Origin of the sequence: Kitasatospora sp. NPDC048298, assembly GCF_043201465.1 — a bacterium.
In the GTDB taxonomy this organism is placed as follows: Bacteria; Actinomycetota; Actinomycetes; order Streptomycetales; family Streptomycetaceae; genus Kitasatospora.
Window position 1 is genome coordinate 58,348 of sequence record NZ_JBICYZ010000047.1, and the last position, 17,888, is coordinate 76,235.

General features: G+C 75.2%; 15 protein-coding genes. 9 read left to right on the forward strand and 6 right to left on the reverse strand.

Annotated features, from left to right (window positions below):
• Positions 1–378 precede the first annotated feature (378 nt).
• The 7 genes from ACGF0D_RS29455 (at position 379) to ACGF0D_RS29485 (ending at position 7,709) form a co-directional block, all read left to right on the forward strand.
• Positions 379–1,029 carry a pyridoxamine 5'-phosphate oxidase family protein gene (locus ACGF0D_RS29455; RefSeq protein WP_392877148.1) on the forward strand — a complete coding sequence of 217 codons (651 nt, stop codon included), beginning with the start codon at positions 379–381 and terminating at the stop codon, positions 1,027–1,029.
• A 154-nt stretch (positions 1,030–1,183) separates the two neighbouring features.
• Positions 1,184–2,434: a styrene monooxygenase/indole monooxygenase family protein gene (locus tag ACGF0D_RS29460; RefSeq protein WP_392921344.1), complete on the forward strand. Its 1,251-nt coding sequence runs from the start codon at positions 1,184–1,186 to the stop codon at positions 2,432–2,434.
• Between the two features lie 152 nt (positions 2,435–2,586).
• Complete coding sequence (locus ACGF0D_RS29465; RefSeq protein WP_392921346.1) at positions 2,587–3,111, forward strand: hypothetical protein; 525 nt, start codon at positions 2,587–2,589, stop codon at positions 3,109–3,111.
• 89 nt (positions 3,112–3,200) lie between these two features.
• On the forward strand, positions 3,201–4,112 hold the full coding sequence (locus ACGF0D_RS29470) for a phytoene/squalene synthase family protein (protein ID WP_392877142.1): 912 nt from the start codon (positions 3,201–3,203) through the stop codon (positions 4,110–4,112).
• 187 nt (positions 4,113–4,299) lie between these two features.
• Positions 4,300–4,467 (forward strand): SflA family class IV lanthipeptide, encoded by a 168-nt coding sequence (locus ACGF0D_RS29475; RefSeq protein WP_392877140.1) that lies wholly within the window; start codon positions 4,300–4,302, stop codon positions 4,465–4,467.
• A 55-nt stretch (positions 4,468–4,522) separates the two neighbouring features.
• On the forward strand, positions 4,523–7,105 hold the full coding sequence (gene lanL / locus ACGF0D_RS29480; RefSeq protein ID WP_392921349.1) for a class IV lanthionine synthetase LanL: 2,583 nt from the start codon (positions 4,523–4,525) through the stop codon (positions 7,103–7,105).
• Positions 7,106–7,211: 106 nt separating this feature from the next.
• A complete protein-coding gene (locus tag ACGF0D_RS29485; protein WP_392921352.1) occupies positions 7,212–7,709 on the forward strand; it encodes a hypothetical protein in 498 nt (165 codons plus the stop codon).
• A 64-nt stretch (positions 7,710–7,773) separates the two neighbouring features.
• On the opposite strand, the gene ACGF0D_RS29490 is transcribed toward ACGF0D_RS29485, so the two are convergent.
• Both ACGF0D_RS29490 and ACGF0D_RS29495 read right to left on the reverse strand, forming a co-directional pair.
• A complete protein-coding gene (locus tag ACGF0D_RS29490) occupies positions 7,774–8,514 on the reverse strand; it encodes an SOS response-associated peptidase (protein ID WP_392921355.1) in 741 nt (246 codons plus the stop codon).
• 118 nt (positions 8,515–8,632) lie between these two features.
• On the reverse strand, positions 8,633–9,481 hold the full coding sequence (locus ACGF0D_RS29495; protein WP_392921358.1) for a PaaX family transcriptional regulator C-terminal domain-containing protein: 849 nt from the start codon (positions 9,479–9,481) through the stop codon (positions 8,633–8,635).
• 129 nt (positions 9,482–9,610) lie between these two features.
• Between ACGF0D_RS29495 and ACGF0D_RS29500 the strand changes: the two genes are divergently transcribed.
• Positions 9,611–10,783 (forward strand): saccharopine dehydrogenase family protein, encoded by a 1,173-nt coding sequence (locus ACGF0D_RS29500; protein WP_392921361.1) that lies wholly within the window; start codon positions 9,611–9,613, stop codon positions 10,781–10,783.
• A gap of 9 nt (positions 10,784–10,792) precedes the next feature.
• Here ACGF0D_RS29500 and sigJ read toward each other — a convergent pair whose 3' ends face one another.
• Positions 10,793–11,698 carry an RNA polymerase sigma factor SigJ gene (sigJ, locus tag ACGF0D_RS29505; RefSeq protein WP_392921364.1) on the reverse strand — a complete coding sequence of 302 codons (906 nt, stop codon included), beginning with the start codon at positions 11,696–11,698 and terminating at the stop codon, positions 10,793–10,795.
• 162 nt (positions 11,699–11,860) lie between these two features.
• Between sigJ and ACGF0D_RS29510 the strand changes: the two genes are divergently transcribed.
• Positions 11,861–12,304 carry a hypothetical protein gene (locus ACGF0D_RS29510; RefSeq protein ID WP_392921367.1) on the forward strand — a complete coding sequence of 148 codons (444 nt, stop codon included), beginning with the start codon at positions 11,861–11,863 and terminating at the stop codon, positions 12,302–12,304.
• A 1-nt stretch (position 12,305) separates the two neighbouring features.
• Here the strand turns inward: ACGF0D_RS29510 and ACGF0D_RS29515 are convergent, their stop codons facing one another.
• The 3 genes from ACGF0D_RS29515 to ACGF0D_RS29525 all read right to left on the reverse strand — a co-directional run bounded on the left by ACGF0D_RS29515 (position 12,306) and on the right by ACGF0D_RS29525 (position 17,734).
• Positions 12,306–14,393 (reverse strand): alpha-galactosidase, encoded by a 2,088-nt coding sequence (locus ACGF0D_RS29515; RefSeq protein WP_392921370.1) that lies wholly within the window; start codon positions 14,391–14,393, stop codon positions 12,306–12,308.
• Between the two features lie 108 nt (positions 14,394–14,501).
• Positions 14,502–16,919: an RICIN domain-containing protein gene (locus ACGF0D_RS29520; RefSeq protein WP_392921372.1), complete on the reverse strand. Its 2,418-nt coding sequence runs from the start codon at positions 16,917–16,919 to the stop codon at positions 14,502–14,504.
• A gap of 248 nt (positions 16,920–17,167) precedes the next feature.
• Complete coding sequence (locus tag ACGF0D_RS29525) at positions 17,168–17,734, reverse strand: rhodanese-like domain-containing protein (RefSeq protein WP_392921373.1); 567 nt, start codon at positions 17,732–17,734, stop codon at positions 17,168–17,170.
• Between the last annotated feature and the right edge of the window lie 154 nt (positions 17,735–17,888).

A 17,888-nucleotide genomic window follows, 5' to 3' on the forward strand; every position in this document is an offset into this window, starting at 1 on the left:
ACCCCCTGTCACGGCGCAACCAGGCCGGGGACCGGAGTGGCCCCGTCGCCCGCTGCGAGCCGCGCAGGCCAGTATGCGCTCGGGCGCCGGCCGTGGACAGGGGCGTGCGCGGGCATTGTGACGGGGCAACGGCCCGACCGTTCCCGCGAGTTGGGTGAGCCCTGCCGACCGGCGGTCCGGGCCGGTGGCGTCACCGGGTGACCACGGCGCTCGACTCCTCGGCGAGGGCGGGGCGGCGTCCCGGGGCCGCCGGTCGTACCGACACGCACGGGGCCGGTCCTTGCTCGACTTGCCGCAGGCCGGGCGCTTGGATGGGTCCGGCCTGGTCAACGCCCGGGCGCGGCCGGACGGCCCCCGGCAAGCCGAGGAGTCACCACTGTGAACGACACCCCCGACCCCGCCGTCGTGGCCCGTCGGATCGCCGAACGGCGCGAGCAACTGGACCTCAGCGAGGAGGCCCTGGCCAAGCGGGCCGCGATGGCGCCCCGCTACCTGAGGTGCCTGCTGGACGCCGGGCCCGGCTTCGACCCGGGCGGCTTCGTGCGGATCGCCGCCGCCCTCGACAGCACCCCCGAGGAACTGCGGTCCGGCCTCGCCGAGGCCCCGCCCGGCCAGGGTAGCCCCGGTCCGCGCCCCCGGCTGCTCGACCTCACCGAGCCGGAGTGCTGGAAGCTGGTCGGCGGCCACGGCATCGGCCGGATCGCCCTGCCGGTCGAGCCGGGGCCGGTGGTGCTGCCGGTCAACTACGTGGTGGACCAGGGCTCCTTCGCCTACCGCACCGGCGAGCACGGCGCCGCCACCCCGGAGGAGGGGGCCGCGGTCTCCTTCCAGGTCGACCACATCGACGAGTACCTCGGACGCGGCTGGAGCGTGCTCGCCCTCGGCCCGGCCCACTACGTGGAGGACCCCGCCGAGCTGGAACGGCTGGCCGGCCTGCCCGGCGCGGCCCCCTGGGCGGGCGGGGACCGGCCGCGCTGGGTGCGGATCCGCCCGGAGGAGATCACCGGCCGCAAGCTGGTCTCCGGGTGAGGGCCGGCGGTGCGGTGCGGCGCGGGCGCACGGCTCGTGGACGGGCACGGCGACGACTGGTAAGCAGGCCGGAGGCGGCCGAGCCGTGCGGGCCGAACCGGGCCGGGCGGGTCTCCGTCCGGGACGTATCCACTCCACCAGGAAGGCAGGGGCGATGCGCGGAATTCTGATCGTCGGCGCCGGGCAGGCCGGACTCCAACTGGCCCTGGGGCTGCAGGCCCACGGCTACGACGTGACGGTGCTGACCGACCGCGGCCCGGAGGAGGTGCGCGGCGGGCGGGTGATGTCCAGCCAGTGCATGTTCGACTCCGCGCTGCGCACCGAGCGGGCCCTCGGCCTGGACCTGTGGGCCGACCGGGCGCCGCGGATCGAGGGCCTCGGGGTGTCGGTCGCCGGGTCGGAGTCGGAGCGGACGATCGACTGGGTCGGGCGGCTGGACGGCAGTGCGCAGTCCGTCGACCAGCGGCTGAAGATGTCCACCTGGCTGGAGCTGTTCGCCGAGCGCGGCGGCCGGGTGGAACTGCGCCAGGTGACCCCGGCCGACCTGCAGAACCTGGTCGGCTCGTACGCCCTGGTGCTGGTCGCCTCCGGAAAGGGCGCGCTGGCCTCACTGTTCGAGCGCGACCACGAGCGCTCCCCGTACGAGCGGCCGCAGCGCGCGCTGTCGGCCGTCTACGTGCACGGGCTCGCGCCGCGCCCCGAGCACGACTACCCGGCGGTGCGCTGCAACCTGGTGCCGGGCGTCGGCGAGCTCTTCCTGGTGCCGTCGCTGACCGAGGCCGGGCCCTGCGACATCCTGTCCTGGGAGGCTCTGCCCGGGGGCCCGGCGGACGCCTTCGACGGGATCCGTGATCCGGCCGAACACCTGCGGGTGACACTGGAGTTGATGAAGACCTTCACGCCCTGGGAGTACGACCGCACCCGCTCCGGCGTCGAAGTCACCGACGCCGGAGGGACGCTGGCCGGACGCCTCACCCCGGCCGTGCGCCGTCCGATCGGTGAACTGCCGGGCGGTGGATCCGTGTTGGGGGTCGCGGATGTGGTCGTGCTCAACGACCCGATCGCCGGCCAGGGCTCCAACAACGCCGCGAAGTGCGCGGCCGGCTACCTGGAGGCGATCCTCGCCCACGGCGAGAAGCCCTTCGACCGGGCCTTCCAGCAGGCGGCCTTCGACGGGTTCTGGCGGATCGCCGCCCCCTCCACGGTCTGGAGCAACGAACTGCTCGCCCCGCCGCCCCCGCACGTCCTGCGGCTCATCGACGCCGGGGTCTCGCGGCCCGCCGTGGCCCACCGGTTCGCCAACGCCTTCAGCGACCCGGCGGACCTGGAGGAGTGGTACTTCGACCCGGCGAAGGCGGCCGCCTACCTGGAGTCGGTCGCCGTGGACGGCGCGGCGCACGACTGAAGGTCAAGCTCTTCCCAAGTCCCGTACAAGAGCGCATCGTTCGTGGTGGGTTCTTCTCGCCCCCGGACGCGGGGGACGTCCGGCCCGGAGCACGGGCCGGACGGGTGACGCGGACAACAGGGGGAAGAGCAGTGGCGGTCGACGGGGGCACCATGGCCCAGGCTGTGATCGACACGGCGTACAACGAACGCAAACGGCTGCACACCGGCCGCAGCCGGACCGTCGCCGTGGTCGTGTTCGGCCTGCTGATCGCAATCGGGTTCTTCCTGGCCCTGGTGGTCGGCACGTCGGACCCGAACACCCCGCCGACCTGCGACGGCAAGACCATGACCCGGCACAGCGAGTGCCGGATCTGGTCCAGCCGCGGCGGCGGGGGCACCTACTCCTACGACGAGATGATCGACCGCAGGGAGTCCTCGAACGGGATGTGGCGGGTGGTCGGCTTCGGTGGCGCGGGCCTGGCCGCCGTCCTGATGGTGGTCTCGATCGCCAAGCTCAGCCCGAACCGCCCGTGGGGCAAGCCGGTCGGCGCCGCCTGTCCACGCTGCCGTGAACCCAACCTGCGGGAGAAGTACACCATGCACAGCGTCACCCGGGGCCGCACCACCCACCGCTACAGCGGCATCGTCACCCTCTGCACCCCGGCCTGCGGCTTCTCCGCGATCCGCCCGCGCTGACCGGTGGGGTGGAAGCCGGGGCCGAATAGGTCCACCCGCTGCCACCGGCTACGCTCGGTTCCCGTCGAACACACGATGGGGTGGACCGAATGGGCAGGTGGGAGCGGGCGCTGGACGCGGCCGGGGTACGGGAGGCCGGGCTGCGGGCCGACTACGGCCGGCAGCGGCAGCAGATGGCCCGGTACCGACGGGAGGCCGCGCTCGCCACCGAGCTGCTGCTGCCCACCCGGATGGTCCCGCACGTGATCGCCGCCGCCGCCTTCATGCACCGCACCGACACCCTGCTCGACAGCGGCCCGCTCGCCGAACGCCGGGCGGCGTCCGCCCACTGGCAGCAGCAGGTCACCGACAGCCTCGCCGCCGGCCGCACCGACGACCCCGAGCTGCGCCCGCTGCTGCACAGCGTCGACGCCCACCCCGTCCTGCGGGACCGGGTGCTGGACTTCCTCGCCGCGACCGGCGCCGACCTGGACTTCACCGGCTTCGCCACCGAGGAGGACTACCAGGCCTACGTCGACGGGTACTCGCTGCCCGGCTTCATGGTGGTCGCCGGCCTGATCGGCCCGGACGGCGACCAGCGCGACTACCGCGCCGCCTGCCGCACCTTCATCGACGGCAGCCAGCGGCTCGACTTCGTCAACGACCTCGCCGAGGACCTCGCGGACGGCCGGCTGAACATCCCCGAGCGGACCCTCGAGGAGCACGGCGTCACCCGCGCCGACCTGGAGCGGGCCCGCGACCTGCCCGCCGTCCGGGCCCTGCTCGCGGACCTGCTCGACCGGGCCGACCGCACCCTCGCCGAGGGCAGGGCCGTCGTCGACCGGGTGCCGCCCGCCCACCGGCCGATGGTCGGCTGCATCGTCGGCGTGGAGCAGCTCACCAGCGCCGCAGCCCGCGCCGACCTCGGCGCCCTGCTGCGCCGCTCGGCGAGCCCGGCCAAGCCCGCCGCGCTGCGCCTGCTGGCCCGCGAGTTCCTCCGGGCCCGCCGCCTGCGGGGCTGACCACGTCGGGCGGGTTCTGTGGTGCGCCGGTGACGGCGGGCGGAGGCGGCGTCCACAAACGGAACCTCCCTTTGTCGTAGTCGATCCGGCGGGTCTGTCAGCGCTCTGTCCCGGGTCCGGGCGCCTGGCTAGCATGAGCCCCGCTCAGCGCGCTGGACCCACCAACCCCAATCATTGGGAGGACCCCATGAGTGCCCTGATGACCGACATCCGCGACGCGGGCCCGCTGGAGATCGACGAGGACGCCATCCTCTTCGAGGACGAGTTCGACGCCGACCTCACCCCGGTCGCCTGCCTCGCCGACCCGTGGGTGACCTACGTCCCGACCCGCTTCCCCTGTGAGTTCAACTCCTGATCCAGCCGGATCACAGCGACCGGCGGACCACGACGGACCGGGGAAGGACGGAACCATGAGCACACCGCCGCCCGACCCCGGCTCCGCCGAGGCCTGCCGGTCGGACCCACCGGGCGAGGAACTGCGGCGCAGGGCCGAGGAGTTGGCGGCCCAGGCGCCCGGTCCGCACCGCCCGCTGCACACCGACGGCCACTGGTGGTACCTCCGGGACCCCCGGATGCCGGAACTCGCCCACGGCTGGAAGCTGCACCTGTCCGCCCGCCCCGAGGGCTTCGCCGCCCTGCTGGACACGGCGCTCCCGATCCTGCTCGGCCGGGTCTGCGACGTGAAGTTCGCGGTGAGCACGGCGGCGCTGTGGGAGCTCAACAGCGGCCGGCACGGCGCCGCCGCCGTGGGCAAGGCCGTCACGGTCTACCCCCGACCGGAGGAAGTCCGCGCCCTGGGACTGGAGTTGGCGCAGGCACTGGCCGGCCGGGAGGGCCCCGCCGTGGTCAGCGACCGCCCCGTCCGGCCGGACGCCCCGGTGCACTACCGCTACGGGCCGTTCCGGGTCACCGACGACGAGGCACGGGCCGGCATGGCCGGCCCGGACGGCACGCTCTTCCCCGGCCTGGCCGAGGCCCGCTACCGCCGGCCGCCCTGGGCGGGCGACCCCTTCGAGGCGCCCGACGCCCCCGCCCGGCCGGCGACCACCCGGGTCGGCGCCGGCCGCTACCGGATCACCGCCGGCATCACCCGCGCCGCGAGCGGCCACGTCTACCGCGCGGTCGAACTCGCCACCGGGCGCGAGGTGGTGGTCAAACAGGCCCGGGCCTTCGTCGCCGAGGACGGCTCCGGCACCGACGCCCGCGGCCGGCTGCGGCACGAGCAGCGGGTGCTCGACGCGCTCACCGGGGTGCCCGGCGTGCCCGCCCTGGTCGACTACTTCCGGCACGGCACCGACGAGTACCTGGTCAGCGCCGCCTGCGGGCGGATCGACCTGCGCCGCGAGGTGCTCACCTCGGGCCCGTACGGTGCCGACACCGGTGCCGCCGGCGGTGCCGTCGGCGGGCGGGACTGGTGGACGCTCGGGCGCGGACTGCTGCGGGTACTGGACGCGGTGCACGCGCGCGGCGTGGTGGTCTGCGACCTCAAGCCCGCGAACGTGGTCCTCGACCGGGCCGGCCGGCCCGCGCTGGTCGACTTCGGGGTGAGCGCCCTGGCCGGCGACCGCTTGCCGGGCGCCACCGCCGGCTACGGCCTGCCGGGCGCCGGCGGCGAGGACCCCACCGAGGACCACTACGCGCTGGGCGCCACCCTGCACCACGCCCTCACCGGCCTCGACCCGGTGGTGATCGACCCGGACCCGGCGACCAACCGCGACCGCACCCTCGCCTGCCTGCGCGCCGCCCTCCCCGAGCCCGGGCACCCGGCGGCGGAACTGATCGCGGGCCTGCTCAGCTTCGACCCGGCGCACCGCACCGCCGCGGCGGCGCGGCTGCGGGAAGGGCCCGCGCCGGTCCGGCGCGGAGCCCCCGGCGGACGAGGCAGCGGACGAGACAGCGGACGGGCCGGCGGCCGGGTGGCCGAGGCGCTCGACCACACCGTCACCACCTGTGTCCGGATGGCCCGCGAGCTGGTCGCCGCCGGCCCCGGCACGGCACAGCCCCGCACCCTGCTCTCGCTGTACGACGGCGCGGCCGGCCTCGGCCTCGAACTGCTCCGGCACCCGGACCGCCCGGACGCCCGGGCCGCCGCCGCCGAACTGGCCCGCTGGACGGCCGCCCACCCGGCCCTCGACCACCTGGACGGCTCGCTCCACCAGGGCCGTACCGGCGTCGACCTGTTCCTCGCCGAGGCGGCCGCCGCGCTCGGCACCGAGCCCCCGGCACACCGCCGGTACGAGGGAACGGGCGTGGACCAGATCGCCGGCACCGCCGGGATCGGCACCGGACACCTGCTGCTCGCCGCCCTCGGCCCGGCGGCCGCGGCACACCGCGCGGCCGCCGCCGACTGCGCCGCCCAACTGGTCGGCCGGCCGCTGGACGACCTCGGGGAAGAGCCCAACCCCGGCACCGCGGCCCTCGCCGAGGGCTTCGCGCACGGCCGCGCCGGCGTCGCCCACTTCCTGCTGGCGATGCCCGACGAAACGTCCCGCCGCGCCGGCCGGGAGATCGTGGACGGACTCGCCGCCGACCTCCCCGGCATCCTGGCCGCCGCCCGCGCGCCCGGGGCCACCCGCCGCTACCTCTCCTGGTGCCGGGGGCTCGCCGGGCTCGGCACCCTGCTGGTCCAGGCCGGCCGCCAGTACGGCGACGACGCCCTGCTCGCCCTGGCCGCCGACGCCGCCGACACCTGCCGGACGCTCGCCCCGAGGACCGCCCAGGTCTTCCGCTGCTGCGGACTCGCCGGCGTCGGGGACCTCTGCGTGGACCTCGCGGTGGCCACCGGCGAGGCCCGGTACTGGGCGGCCGCCGAGGACGTGGCGGCGCTGATCCTCACCCGGGCCGGCGGCCCGCCCACCCGGCCGCTGCTGCCCGGCCGCCGCCCCGACACGGAAGCCCGCGCCTGGGCCGTCGGCACCCCCGGCGTCACCACCTTCCTGCGCCGCCTCACCCGCCGCGGCGGCCCGGTGCCGGGGCAGCTGCCGCTGCCCTGAGCGATCCCGGGCGGGGCCGAGGTTCCGCACGGGCGAGCCGACCCGGTACCCGCTCCCGCCGGGCCGGGGCTGTCCCGGCGATCATGAAGTGAGTACCCTCGCCCCCGTGACCGATCACGGCATCGCCCTCCCCGCGTTCCGCCTCCACGTCGTCCCCGCCGTCGTGGCGCTCGCCAGCCCGACCTGGCAGCGCGAGGTGTGGCTCGACCGGGACCGGTTCGAGGACCTCGGCTACACCGTGCATGTGCTCTTCGACGACTTCTGCGACGCGGACGACCCGCAGCGGTCGCTCGGGTACAGCCTGCGCACCGAGGAGGAGGTCGAGCTGATGGCCCGGCTGGGCGCCGCCTACGGCACGGTTCAGGCCGCGGTCGGCGCCGGGGCCCCCGGCGAGGCCTACCTGGACTCGCCCGACTGGCCCGCCGTCGTCGCCGCGGCGGCCAGGCTGGCCCAGGTGATGGTGGCCAACGACCTCGCCGCCCTGCAGCACCTCCACGAGGCCGGCCACCGCTGGCCGCCGGGCACCGGGATCGCCCCGCACGAGGCCGAGGACCGGGACGCCGCTTCCCGGAGCGGGCGTGGACCGGGGTCCTGCGACCGGTAGTGGCGGAACGCCGCCTCGACGAGGCTCGCGGGGGTGCCGTTCATGTGGGCTCCGGGGTTCGGCCTCAGTCCGCCAGGCCCAGCGGGTCCGGGGCGGTGGCCAGCAGTTCGGGGCCGTTGTTGCGGACGCTGTTGACGGTGGTGGGGACGGCGCGCACGCGCAGGTCGCCGTCGGGGCGGCGCAGCAGGTGGTGGAGTTCGGTGCGGTCGGTGTGGGCGGGGGAGAGCCAGGTGGCGAGGTCGTCGGGGGCGATGGTGAGGGGCATCCGGTCGTGGACGCGGCCGGCGGAGTCGCTGGCGTCGGTGGTGATGACGGTGGCGGTGGCCAGCCAGGCGAGCGGGTCGTCCTCGGGGCGGGTGCTGTCGCGCCAGAACTCGTAGAGGCCGGCCATCAGCATCACGCCACCGGTGCTGAGGAAGTACGGCTGCTTGTACTTCTTCGTCCCGGCGCCGGCGGGGACCTCGCGCCATTCGAAGTAGCCGTCGGCGGGGATCACGCAGCGCCGGGCGGTGAACGCCTTGCGGAAGGCGGGTTTGGTGTCGACGGTCTCCGAGCGGGCGTTGATCATGCGGGCGCCGCCGGACGGGTCCTTGGACCAGGACGGGACCAGGCCCCAGCGCAGCGGGCGCAGTTGGCGCAGTATCTCGCCGGTCTCCCGGTCGACGCGCTCCAGGACGGCTGGGACCGGGTCGGTCGGGGCGACGTTCCAGCTCGGGGCGAAGGTCTCGGCCGGGTCCCAGCGGAGTTCCCCGAGCAGTGAGACCAGGTCCTGGGGCGTGGTGGTGGAGACGAAGCGACCGCACATGCCCCCAGCCTCCCACACCGCACGGGCCACAGGCGTCCAACTCGGCCTCCGCGCACCCGGGGTGTGCCCGAAGGCGTGCCGCGGCACCTCGGGCCCGCGGGGTCCGGGGCGGCACCGGTCAGCCGGTGACCGTCGCGACGACCTCCGCGTAGGCGTCGAACAGCCGGGGCGTCCCCGGTCGCGGGTCGGCGAGCAGCAGGGCCCAGCAGCGGGCGACCAGAGCCCGGGCCTCGGCGCCGGGCCAGGGCTGGGGCAGCAGTTCCGGGGGCAGTAGCGGGTCGGGCTCGCTCGCCTCGGTGAAGGTGGCGGCCAACTCGACGGCCACGGTGAGCAGTTCGGTCTCCGACAGGCCGCCCGCGGTGAGCCGGGCGAGTTGCCCGGCGGCGAAGGCGGTCAGGCGCCGGTGGCCCTCGGCCAGTTCGTCCAGCGGCCACCAGCGGCGGGCGAGTTCGCGGGGTTCGCCGGTGTCGCCGGTGTGCGGGTCGCGGGTGCTCAGCAGGGTGAGGTTGGCGAGGACGCCCAGGGTGCCGGCCGCCTCCCGGACCTCCGGCTCCCAGGGGTGCGGCGAGACGTAGAGCCCGTTCTGCACGGGCGCGCCGCCGAGCCGCAGCAGGGTCTCGCGCAGTCCGTCGCGGGCGGTGCGGTCGCGTTCGGGGACGGCGAATCCGGCGAGGTGCCAGACGCCGTCCCAGGGGGCCTCGCCGCGGTCCTGGGCGTACATCAGGGCGAGGTGCCCGACGTCCGGCTCGATCTCGCGCCGGGTCGCGGCGGTGGCGCGCAGCAGCGCCCGGCGGCCCCGGCCCTCCTGGACGAAGCGGCCGTCGGCGGTGAGGCGCTTGATGGTCAGCCGCACCTGCTGGTCGCTCATGCCGAGTCGGCCGGCCACGGCGTAGAGGTCGCCGCAGTCGACCGTGCCGTCGGCGCGGACCATCGCGTCCACCAGTACCCGGGTCGGGATCTCCTGCATGACGATCATCCTAGTGCGTTCGTATCTGCTACGGTCGTTTTAGAAACGATCGATTGACGGGTGAACGATATGAAGCTGCTCGGCACGTGCTTCCCGACCCCGCTCGACCACCCGAAGGGCTGACCCGCGATGAGACTGCTCGCCCTCGGCGGCGCCGGCGCGATGGGCCGGGCCGCCGCCCGGGTCGCCGCCGCACTGCCCGGCGTCCACGAACTGGTGGTCGCCGACCGCGACCTCGACGCCGCCCGCCGCGCCGCCGCCGCACTCTCCGCCGACGCACCGGTGCCCGTCCGCGCCGCCCGGGTCGACGTCACCGAACAACGGGCACTGCACGCCGCCCTCGCGGAGGCCGACGCCGTGCTCAACACCGTCGGCCCGTACTACCGCTACGGCCTCGACGTGCTGCGCGCCGCGATCCGCACCGGCACCCACTACCTGGACATCTGCGACGACTGGGAACCCACCCTCGCCATGCTGGACCTGGACGACCGGGCCCGCGCCGCCGGAGTGCGCGCGCTGCTCGGGATGGGGGCCAGCCCCGGCGTCAGCAACCTGCTAGCCGCCCGCGCCGCCGCCCGCCTCGACACCCTGACCGACGTGTACACCGCCTGGCCGGTCGACGTCGGCCCGGAGCCGGACGCCTCGCTGCGCGACCTCGACGGAACGGTCTCGGCCGCCGCCGTGCACTGGATGCAGCAGATCAGCGGCACCGTCGCCACGGTGGAGGGCGGCCGGCTGGTCCGACGGCCCCCGCTGCGCCCGGTCACCCTCGACCTGCCCGGCGGCCACCACGGCACCGCCTACACCGTCGGCCACCCGGAGCCCGTCACCCTGCACCGCAGCCTGCGGCCCGACGGCGACGCGGCCAACCTCATGGTGGTCAGGGCCGGTACCGCCGCCTACCTGGACGTGCTGCGCGCCGACCTCGACGCCGGACGGCTGACCAACGAGACCGCCGCCGCCGACCTCGACCACCCCACCGCGCGCCGCACCCTGCGCGCCGCCGCCCGCGCCCCGCGCCTGCGCGGCCCGGGCACCCTCCCGCCGTTCTTCGCCGCCGCCACCGGAACGCGCGACGGCCGCCCGGCCGTCGCCCTCGCTCACCTGCGCGGAGCGGAAGCGCTGCTGGCGGACATGGCGCGGGCCACCGGCGTTCCGGCGGCGCTCGGGCTGGCGCAGCTGCTGGACGGGACGGTGCGGTCGGCCGGGGTGCATCCGCCGGAGGCGGTGGTCGACGGGGAGCGGTTCTTCGCCGACCTGGCGCGGGAGTGCCCGGGCGTGGAGGTGGTGGAGGAGCTGTAGCACGGGGAATCAGGGCGTGTCGCCCTCCGTCCACGGGCGCAGCTTCTCCGGGTTGCGGACCGCCCAGATGCGGGTGATCCGGCCGTCCGCCAGCTCGAACGCGGCCACGGTCGCGGTGAGCCCGCCGTGCCGGGCGACCAGCCCGGGGCGGCCGTTGACGGTCCGTTCCAGGAGCGTGAGCCCGGGCGCCCGGTCGGCGAGGTGGATCAGGTACTGGGCGATCCGCTCGCCGCCCCGCACCGGTTGGAGCGCGGCGCCGGCCAGGCCGCCGCCGTCGGCGGTCATCGTGGCGTCGGGGGCGAGCAGGGCGATCAGGGCCGCGATGTCCCGGGCCTCCCAGGCCTCCTTGAAGTGCCGCACCAGACCGGCCTGCGCGCCCGTCGGCGTCACCGGGGCCTGCGCGGCCCTGATCCGGCGGCGGGCGGAGGCGGCCAGCTGCCGGCAGGCCGCCGGGGTCCGGCCGACGATCTCGGCGACCTCGGGGAAGGGGTAGCGGAAGACGTCGTGCAGGACGAACGCCACCCGCTCGGCCGGGGTCATCGCCTCCAGCACCACCAGGAAGGCCATGCTCACCGACTCGTCCAGGGTGACCCAGTCCGCCGGATCGGCCGGTCCGCCGCCGGCCCATTCCGTACGGTCGGGCAGCGGCTCGGGTATCCACTCGCCCACGTAGCGCTCCCGCCGCACCCGCGCCGACCCGAGCAGGTCCAGGCAGACCCGGGTGGCCACCGTGGTCAGCCAGGCGCCCGGCGAGACGATGGCCTCCTGCTGCCGCCGGGACAGCGCGTACCAGCGGGCGTACGTCTCCTGCACCGCGTCCTCGGCCTCGGCCAGCGAACCCAGCAGCCGGTAGGCGAGGTTGATCAGCTGCCGCCGCTCGCCGACGATCACGCTCAGGTCCGGTTCGGTGCTCATGGTCGGGGCCGCTCCCTGGTTCGTCTCGTCCGTCCGGGTCCGAGTCCGAGCCGGGAGCGTGAGCCCGGACGGGAACCCCGCCTCACACTTCGCCGGCCTGCGTCGTCGGATGACCGGGACAGTACCGATCAACCGCCGCGAGGCAGAAGAGGGGAACGCATCATGGCCGTCCACACCACGGCAGGTGCTCCGGTGGAGACGACGTCAGGGACGGCGGTGGAACAGCGCACCCGGATCTTCCTGCGGGTCTCCGTCGCGCTCCAGACCGCGACCGTCCTCCTCCAGGCGGTCTCGGCCGGCCTGCTGCTCTCCACCTCCTACGGCGAGACGGTGCACGGCGTCGGCGCCCGGGTGATGTACGGCGCCTCGATGCTGTACGTGCTCGCCGCCGTGCTGGCCTGGCGGCCGGGCGGCGGCTCGCCCCGCCCGATCCTGTACGCCACCGGCTTCCTCGTGCTGGCCTCGGCGCAGGTCGTCCTCGGCATCGCGCACGTGCCGTCGGTCCACGTCCCGCTGGGCGTGGTGATCTTCGGCCTGAGCGTGGCGGTGCTGGTCCGGATGCCGGCCGCCCGCGCCGTGCGGCGGCCGGCCGGCACCCGGGAGTGACTCAGGAACCCAGGCCCCAACTCTGGCCGGTGGCCGGGCGGGTGGTGACGTAGGACCCGGCGGTGCCGGCGCCCGCGTCCAGGACGAGGCCGGTGGCCACGTTGGTGACGGTGACGGTGCCGGCGGTCGGGCCCTGGGTCAGTTTCCACTCCTGCCAGGGGTTGCCGGGCGCCAGGTCGAGCAGGTAGGCGCTGTCGCCGGCGGACGCTCCGGCGGAGAGCACGGTGTGCCGGTGGGTGGCGGTGTCGCAGTTGTCGGTGATCCGGACGGTGCCGTCGGGGTTGGTGGTGAAGGTCCACTGCTGCGCCGGGTCACCGGTGCGCTGCGCCTCCAGGTCGGTGACCGAGCCGATCGGCGCGGTGCAGGAGCCGAGCAGCGACAGCGCGAGGCCGTTGCCGGTCAGTGCGTGGAACTTCCCGTCGTCGACGACGCCCGACGGCCCGCCCGGCGTCTTCGGGGTGAGCCGGTAGAGGGCCGACCCGTGCGCCGGGAGCGCCGCGCTGATCGGTCCGGTGACGGTCGAACTAGCGCCCGTCCACAGCTCCTTGGCCTGGTAGCCGGAGCCGCCGAGGCCGAGTTCGGCGAGGCTGGTGGCGACGGTGCGGCCGGCCGACGGGTCCTGGTTGACCAGCAGGACGGCGGTGTCGCCGTTGGCGAGCTGCCGCTTGAGGACCACCGGCGCGTGCCCGTCGGCCGGCCGGGCGCCGACCAGGGTGGCGGGCTTGGCCAGGCCGTCCTGGTCGACGGCGATCACCTCACGGTTCTTCAGGATCGCCAGGCTCGCGTCGTTGATCCCGGTGGACCAGGTGTAGCCGCGGTCGCTGTGCTGGGACTGCGCCGCGGTGCGCAGGTCGGCGCCGGAGATCAGGGGTGCGGCGAGCATGGCGAGGACGGAGGTCTCCGTCCGCGACTCGTCGTCGGTGAACGGCTTGTGGCAGACGCAGGTGTCGGTGGTGCCCCACAGGCCGTAGACGTCCTGCCAGCCGGTGAACATCATGTCGAGGTCGTTCCAGCTGCCCGGGCGTACGTTGCCCGGGTACTGCAGCGCGGTGCTCAACTGCCCGTTCCAGAGCACCCCGTCGAGCTCGCTGTCCCGGTCGCCGCCGATCCGGCACAGGTTGGCGACCTGGCCGCACCAGATGCCGGTGGGCGCGTAGCCGGGGGCGTGGAAGGGGGCCGTCCCGGCGGCCTGGACCACCGGGTCGGTGCGGGCCGGGTCGTCCGCGGCGAGCAGGTACGGCAGGCCGGTGTGGACGGGCTGGGCGGAGACGCTGAGGGTGACCTTGGGCCTGCCCTGGGCGGCCGAGGCGGCGTCCAGGGCGCGCTGGAAGGTCTGCACCCGGGCGTAGATCGAGCGGGTCAGTTCCTTGCCCTCGCCCTGGGTCCCGTAGTTGTGCCCGTCCGGGCCGGTGATCGGCGGGCCGTACGGGCAGTCGTCGTACTTGACGAAGTCGACGCCCCAGGAGACGAAGTCGGCGGCGTCGGTGGACTCGTGGCCGAGGCTGCCGGGGTGCATCTGGCAGGTGAGGTAGGTGTCGGTGGCGTAGAGGCCGAACTTCATGCCCTTGCTGTGCGCGTACTGGGCGAGGTAGGCGATGCCGTTGACGGTGCGCCCGCCGACGGTCCGGTCGGGGAAGTGGTCGGGGCGCGGGACCAGGTGGCCGGAGGTGGGGTCGTTGCCGGTCCCGTCGGTGCCGCTGACCGGCTTCCCGGCGGCGTCGTACAGCTGCAGGCCGCCGTCGGCGTTGCGGACCAGGTCGGTGCTCTGGCCGTCGCGGTGCCAGAGCGACCAGCCGTCGTCGATGGTGACGGTGTCGTAGCCGGCCGTCACCAGGCCGTTGGCGGTCATGAAGTCGATGGTCTGGACGACCTGGTCCTGGGTGACCTCGGTGCCGAGGGAGTTCCAGGAGTTCCAGCCCATCGGCGGGGTCAGGGCGTTGCCGTTGCCGAGCGCGGGGGCCGGGGCGAGGCCGACGGCTCCGAGCGCGGCGGCCGGGGCGGCCGCGCCGAGGCCGACGGTTCCGAGGCCGGCGGTGGCGAGGGCGAGGGAGAGCAGGGATGCCGCGACTCGGCGGCGGGTTCGGCTCATGTGCGCACTCCTGAGGATGTGGGGGACGTGGCGGATCGTCAGGATGGTCCAGGGGAGAGCGCGGCCGGCCGGGTGGGGCCGGCCGGCCGCGGTGGTGCGGTGTGGGGGTCAGTCGGTGACGGCCGCGGTCGCGGAGCGGCCGGGGGCGAGGGTCACGGTGGCGGTGGTGTAGGTCACGCCGTCGACGGTCGTGGCGCGGGCCTCGCGCTGCTCGCCGTCGACGGTGATCCGGGCATGCCGCCCGGGGAAGCGGGCCTCCCAAGTGAGCTGCCCGGTGCCGGTGTTGGTGACGGTGCTGCGCTGTGCGCCGTCGTGGCGGACGGTCACCGTGCCGCCGCCCACCGGGATGCCCGCGACCTGGAGCCAGCCCATCGAGGCGGGCAGCTGCGGGGTGGTGGCGAGCGCGTGCCCGGCGGCGTCGGGAGTGACGCCGAGCAGTCCCTGGACGGTCTGGGACAGCAGGGTGAACGGGACCTCGGGGTAGTCGCCGTTCAGCATCGCGCCGCTGGTGTGCGGCTCGCCGGTGCTCTCGTAGACGTGCCGCATCCACTTCCAGGCGGTGGTGCCGTCGTGGCCCGCGAAGAAGGCGTCCGGCAGGTAGGTGTAGGCCTCCAGGTTGGCGGAGCGCTCCGGGCCGGAGTCGGCGGCGTCGATGGCGGCCAGCTGGGCGTCCCGGCGCGGGCCCGGGTCGAGCAGCCGCTTGACCGGCATCAGCACGCTCGCCTCGTAGCCCCAGCCGGTGATCGGCTTGCCGGTGGTGTCGTAGCCGTGCACGACCTCGCCGGGCTGTGAACCGTCCACGCTCCAGGTGGAGTTGACGTAGGTGCGCAGCCGGTCGGCGGCCTTCCGGTAGTCGGTGGCGGCAGCGCCGTCGCCCCGGGCGTCGGCCAGCGTGGCGGCGGCGAGGTAGGCCTGGTACTGGGAGCCGACCGCGTCGCCCGCCTCGGCGTAGGTGCGGGTGGCGTTCTCGGCGTAGCTGGCGGTGCCGGCGAAGATGGAGCGGCTGGTGGCCTGGGGGATCGGCACCCCGCCGTTGTCGACCGGGCCGGGGTGGCCTGCGACGAACGGGCCGAGGGTGTTGCGGACGTACCGGCCGAGGCCCGGGTCCTCGGCGTAGTCGCGGTCGCCGGTCCAGCGGTAGGCCTCGCCGGCCTGCTGGACGAGTTCGAACGGCGCGGGCAGCTCGCGGACGAAGCGGTCCGGGCCGCGGTAGTCGATGGCGGCGTAGTTGCGGGCGTCGAGGTTGAGCGCCCAGACCGGGTAGAGCCGGTTGGTCTCGGTGGCGGAGGCGGCGAAGCCGCGCAGCATGGTCTTGTTCTCGGCGTCCAGGCCGAGCAGGTGGGCGCCGGTCAGCTGGTGGGCGAAGTCGCGGCTGTAGAAGGCGGACCGGAACGGGTAGCCGGCCCAGTAGGTGGCGTCGTAGGTGGTGGTGCCGGTGCCGCCGGGGTGGTTCTCGTCCTGGTCGCGGACGCCGGTGGTGCCGGCCTGCTGCACCCAGCTGTTGGCCTTGGTCTTGGCCCAGTCGAAGAGGGCGACGACCTCGGGGTCGGAGGAGCTGATCACCGGGTCGTTGGGGGCGGACGGCGCGACGGCGGCGTCGTCCACGTTGACCCAGCCGGTGGGGGAGGAGCCGATGGTGAGGGTCAGCCGGTCACCGGGGGCGACCGGCACCCGGGGGAGGGTGTACTTCGCGTAGGTGGACTGCTCGGGCAGCGGGAGGGAGCGCACCACGGCGCCGTTGACGCTCACCGAGAAGCTGCCGCCGGCGCCGCCCGTCGCGATCCAGGCGGACAGGTCGTAGGAGCCCGCGGTGACGGCGGTCACCTGCTGGCTCACCGCGTAGCCGGGGCCGGCGTCGAGGTAGGCGAGGCGGCTGCCGCCGTGGGGGTTGTTGGTGGCGGTGCCGGTGTGGGCGGTGAAGGTCCAGCCGCCGGAGGCGGCGGTGCCGTCCGTTGCGGTGCCGGCGGTGGCGCCCTCGCCCTGGTGGCTCTGCTCGAAGCCGGGGTCGGCGAGCACCAGCGGCTCGGTGCGGGTGAGCGTCCAGCGGTGGGCGGGACGGTGGTCGCAGTGGTGGTCCACCGGGGCCGGGTCGGCGGTCAGGCAGCCGCCGGTGCCTCGGGCGGTGAGGGTGTAGGTGCCCTGCGGCGCGCGGGAGACGGTGAAGCGCTCGGCCTCGGGGGAGGTTCCGCAGTCGGCGGTGGCGGGGCGGCGGTCCGCGCCGCCGAGGGTGAGGCAGCGGCCGTCGGCGGCGTTGACCAGCAGGTAGTCGCCGCCGGTGCGGTGCAGCTGCCAGCGCTGGCTGAGCAGTCGCCCACAGGCCGCGCCGACCACCGGGGTGCCGGGGGCGGCCAGGGCGTACTGCGGGCCGAGGCAGGAGCCGTCCAGGGCGGAGCCGAGGAGGTAGCTCCCGCCGTCGACGAGCGGCGTGCCGGTGGCCGCCGGGGCCGGGGCGGCGCCGAGGGCCTGGGCGGTGAGGACGGCCAGGAGGGCGAGACCGGTGGGTAAGGCGCGGGGGCGGGGCGGCATGGCGGAGCTACCTCCGGTCGGTCTGTGGGCGGATGGTCTTTGAACGTTCAAATCCGCAGGGATGCGGGCTATGATGCGTCGCATGTGATGGGTGACATTTCACATCCTTGGTCCGGTCGCGTCAACGGGATGTGCGGTGACAACTTCCTGGAGGCGGGTGACGGCTTCCTGGAGGTGACCGGGAGAAGAGGTGAAGGCCCCTGCCCGACGGGGGTGGGCAGGGGCCTTCACGTGCGAGGGCGCGGGGATCAGCGCTTCAGCTTCGCGAGCGTCTGGTCCAGGCTCGGCGCGCCAGGGCGGGGCCGGTTGAACGGGAGCTTGGAGAGCATCGAGCCCATCGCGCAGGTGTTGGACAGCGCGGAGAACGCCAGCCCGCCGCCGACGGCCGCGGAGACCCAGCGGGCACCCGGCAGGACGAGGTCGACCAGCACGCCGGCCAGCACCAGCGAGCCGGCCACCATGCGGACCTGGCGGTCCAGCGCCCACACCCGGCGGGCGCCCGCCACCTGGTCCAGCGGCCGGCCGGCGGTCGCCCAGGCGTTGGTGCCGCCGGTCAGGGTGAGGGTCGGGATGCCGGCGTCGGCCAGCTGCCGGCAGGCGTTGTCGGCGCGCGGCCCGGCGGCGCAGACCACGGCGATCTCGCCCTGTCCGGCGGCCTCGTGCAGTGCGGGCAGGGCGCGGTCGAGCTGGTCGAGCGGGACGTTCAGGGCGCCGGGGATGTGGCCGGCGGCGTACTCGCCGGGGGAGCGGACGTCGATGAGGGTGAGCTGCCCGAGGCGGGGCTGGAACTGCTCGACGGTCAGCGGCGTGGTCATGGGGATGCGGGTCCTCTCGGGTGGGGGGAGAGCGGTGGGGGTGGGGGGGAGGTCGGGGGGTGGGCCGGGGGGGGGGGGGGGCCCGCGGGGGGGGGGGCGGGGGGGGGGTGGGGGGGGGGGGGGGGTAAAGTGGGGGCGGTGTTTTAGCCACGCG

Bases quoted from the DNA above. Each gene is read 5' to 3' on its own strand.
- ACGF0D_RS29465 (WP_392921346.1), top strand. From the start codon at position 2,587: ATGGCCCAGGCTGTGATCGACACGGCGTACAACGAACGCAAACGGCTG.
- ACGF0D_RS29520 (WP_392921372.1), bottom strand. From the start codon at position 16,919: ATGCCGCCCCGCCCCCGCGCCTTACCCACCGGTCTCGCCCTCCTGGCC.
- ACGF0D_RS29470 (WP_392877142.1), top strand. From the start codon at position 3,201: ATGGGCAGGTGGGAGCGGGCGCTGGACGCGGCCGGGGTACGGGAGGCC.
- ACGF0D_RS29490 (WP_392921355.1), bottom strand. From the start codon at position 8,514: ATGTGCGGTCGCTTCGTCTCCACCACCACGCCCCAGGACCTGGTCTCA.
- ACGF0D_RS29525 (WP_392921373.1), bottom strand. From the start codon at position 17,734: ATGACCACGCCGCTGACCGTCGAGCAGTTCCAGCCCCGCCTCGGGCAG.
- sigJ (WP_392921364.1), bottom strand. From the start codon at position 11,698: ATGAGCACCGAACCGGACCTGAGCGTGATCGTCGGCGAGCGGCGGCAG.
- ACGF0D_RS29495 (WP_392921358.1), bottom strand. From the start codon at position 9,481: ATGCAGGAGATCCCGACCCGGGTACTGGTGGACGCGATGGTCCGCGCC.
- lanL (WP_392921349.1), top strand. From the start codon at position 4,523: ATGAGCACACCGCCGCCCGACCCCGGCTCCGCCGAGGCCTGCCGGTCG.
- ACGF0D_RS29475 (WP_392877140.1), top strand. From the start codon at position 4,300: ATGAGTGCCCTGATGACCGACATCCGCGACGCGGGCCCGCTGGAGATC.
- ACGF0D_RS29500 (WP_392921361.1), top strand. From the start codon at position 9,611: ATGAGACTGCTCGCCCTCGGCGGCGCCGGCGCGATGGGCCGGGCCGCC.
- ACGF0D_RS29510 (WP_392921367.1), top strand. From the start codon at position 11,861: ATGGCCGTCCACACCACGGCAGGTGCTCCGGTGGAGACGACGTCAGGG.
- ACGF0D_RS29460 (WP_392921344.1), top strand. From the start codon at position 1,184: ATGCGCGGAATTCTGATCGTCGGCGCCGGGCAGGCCGGACTCCAACTG.
- ACGF0D_RS29515 (WP_392921370.1), bottom strand. From the start codon at position 14,393: ATGAGCCGAACCCGCCGCCGAGTCGCGGCATCCCTGCTCTCCCTCGCC.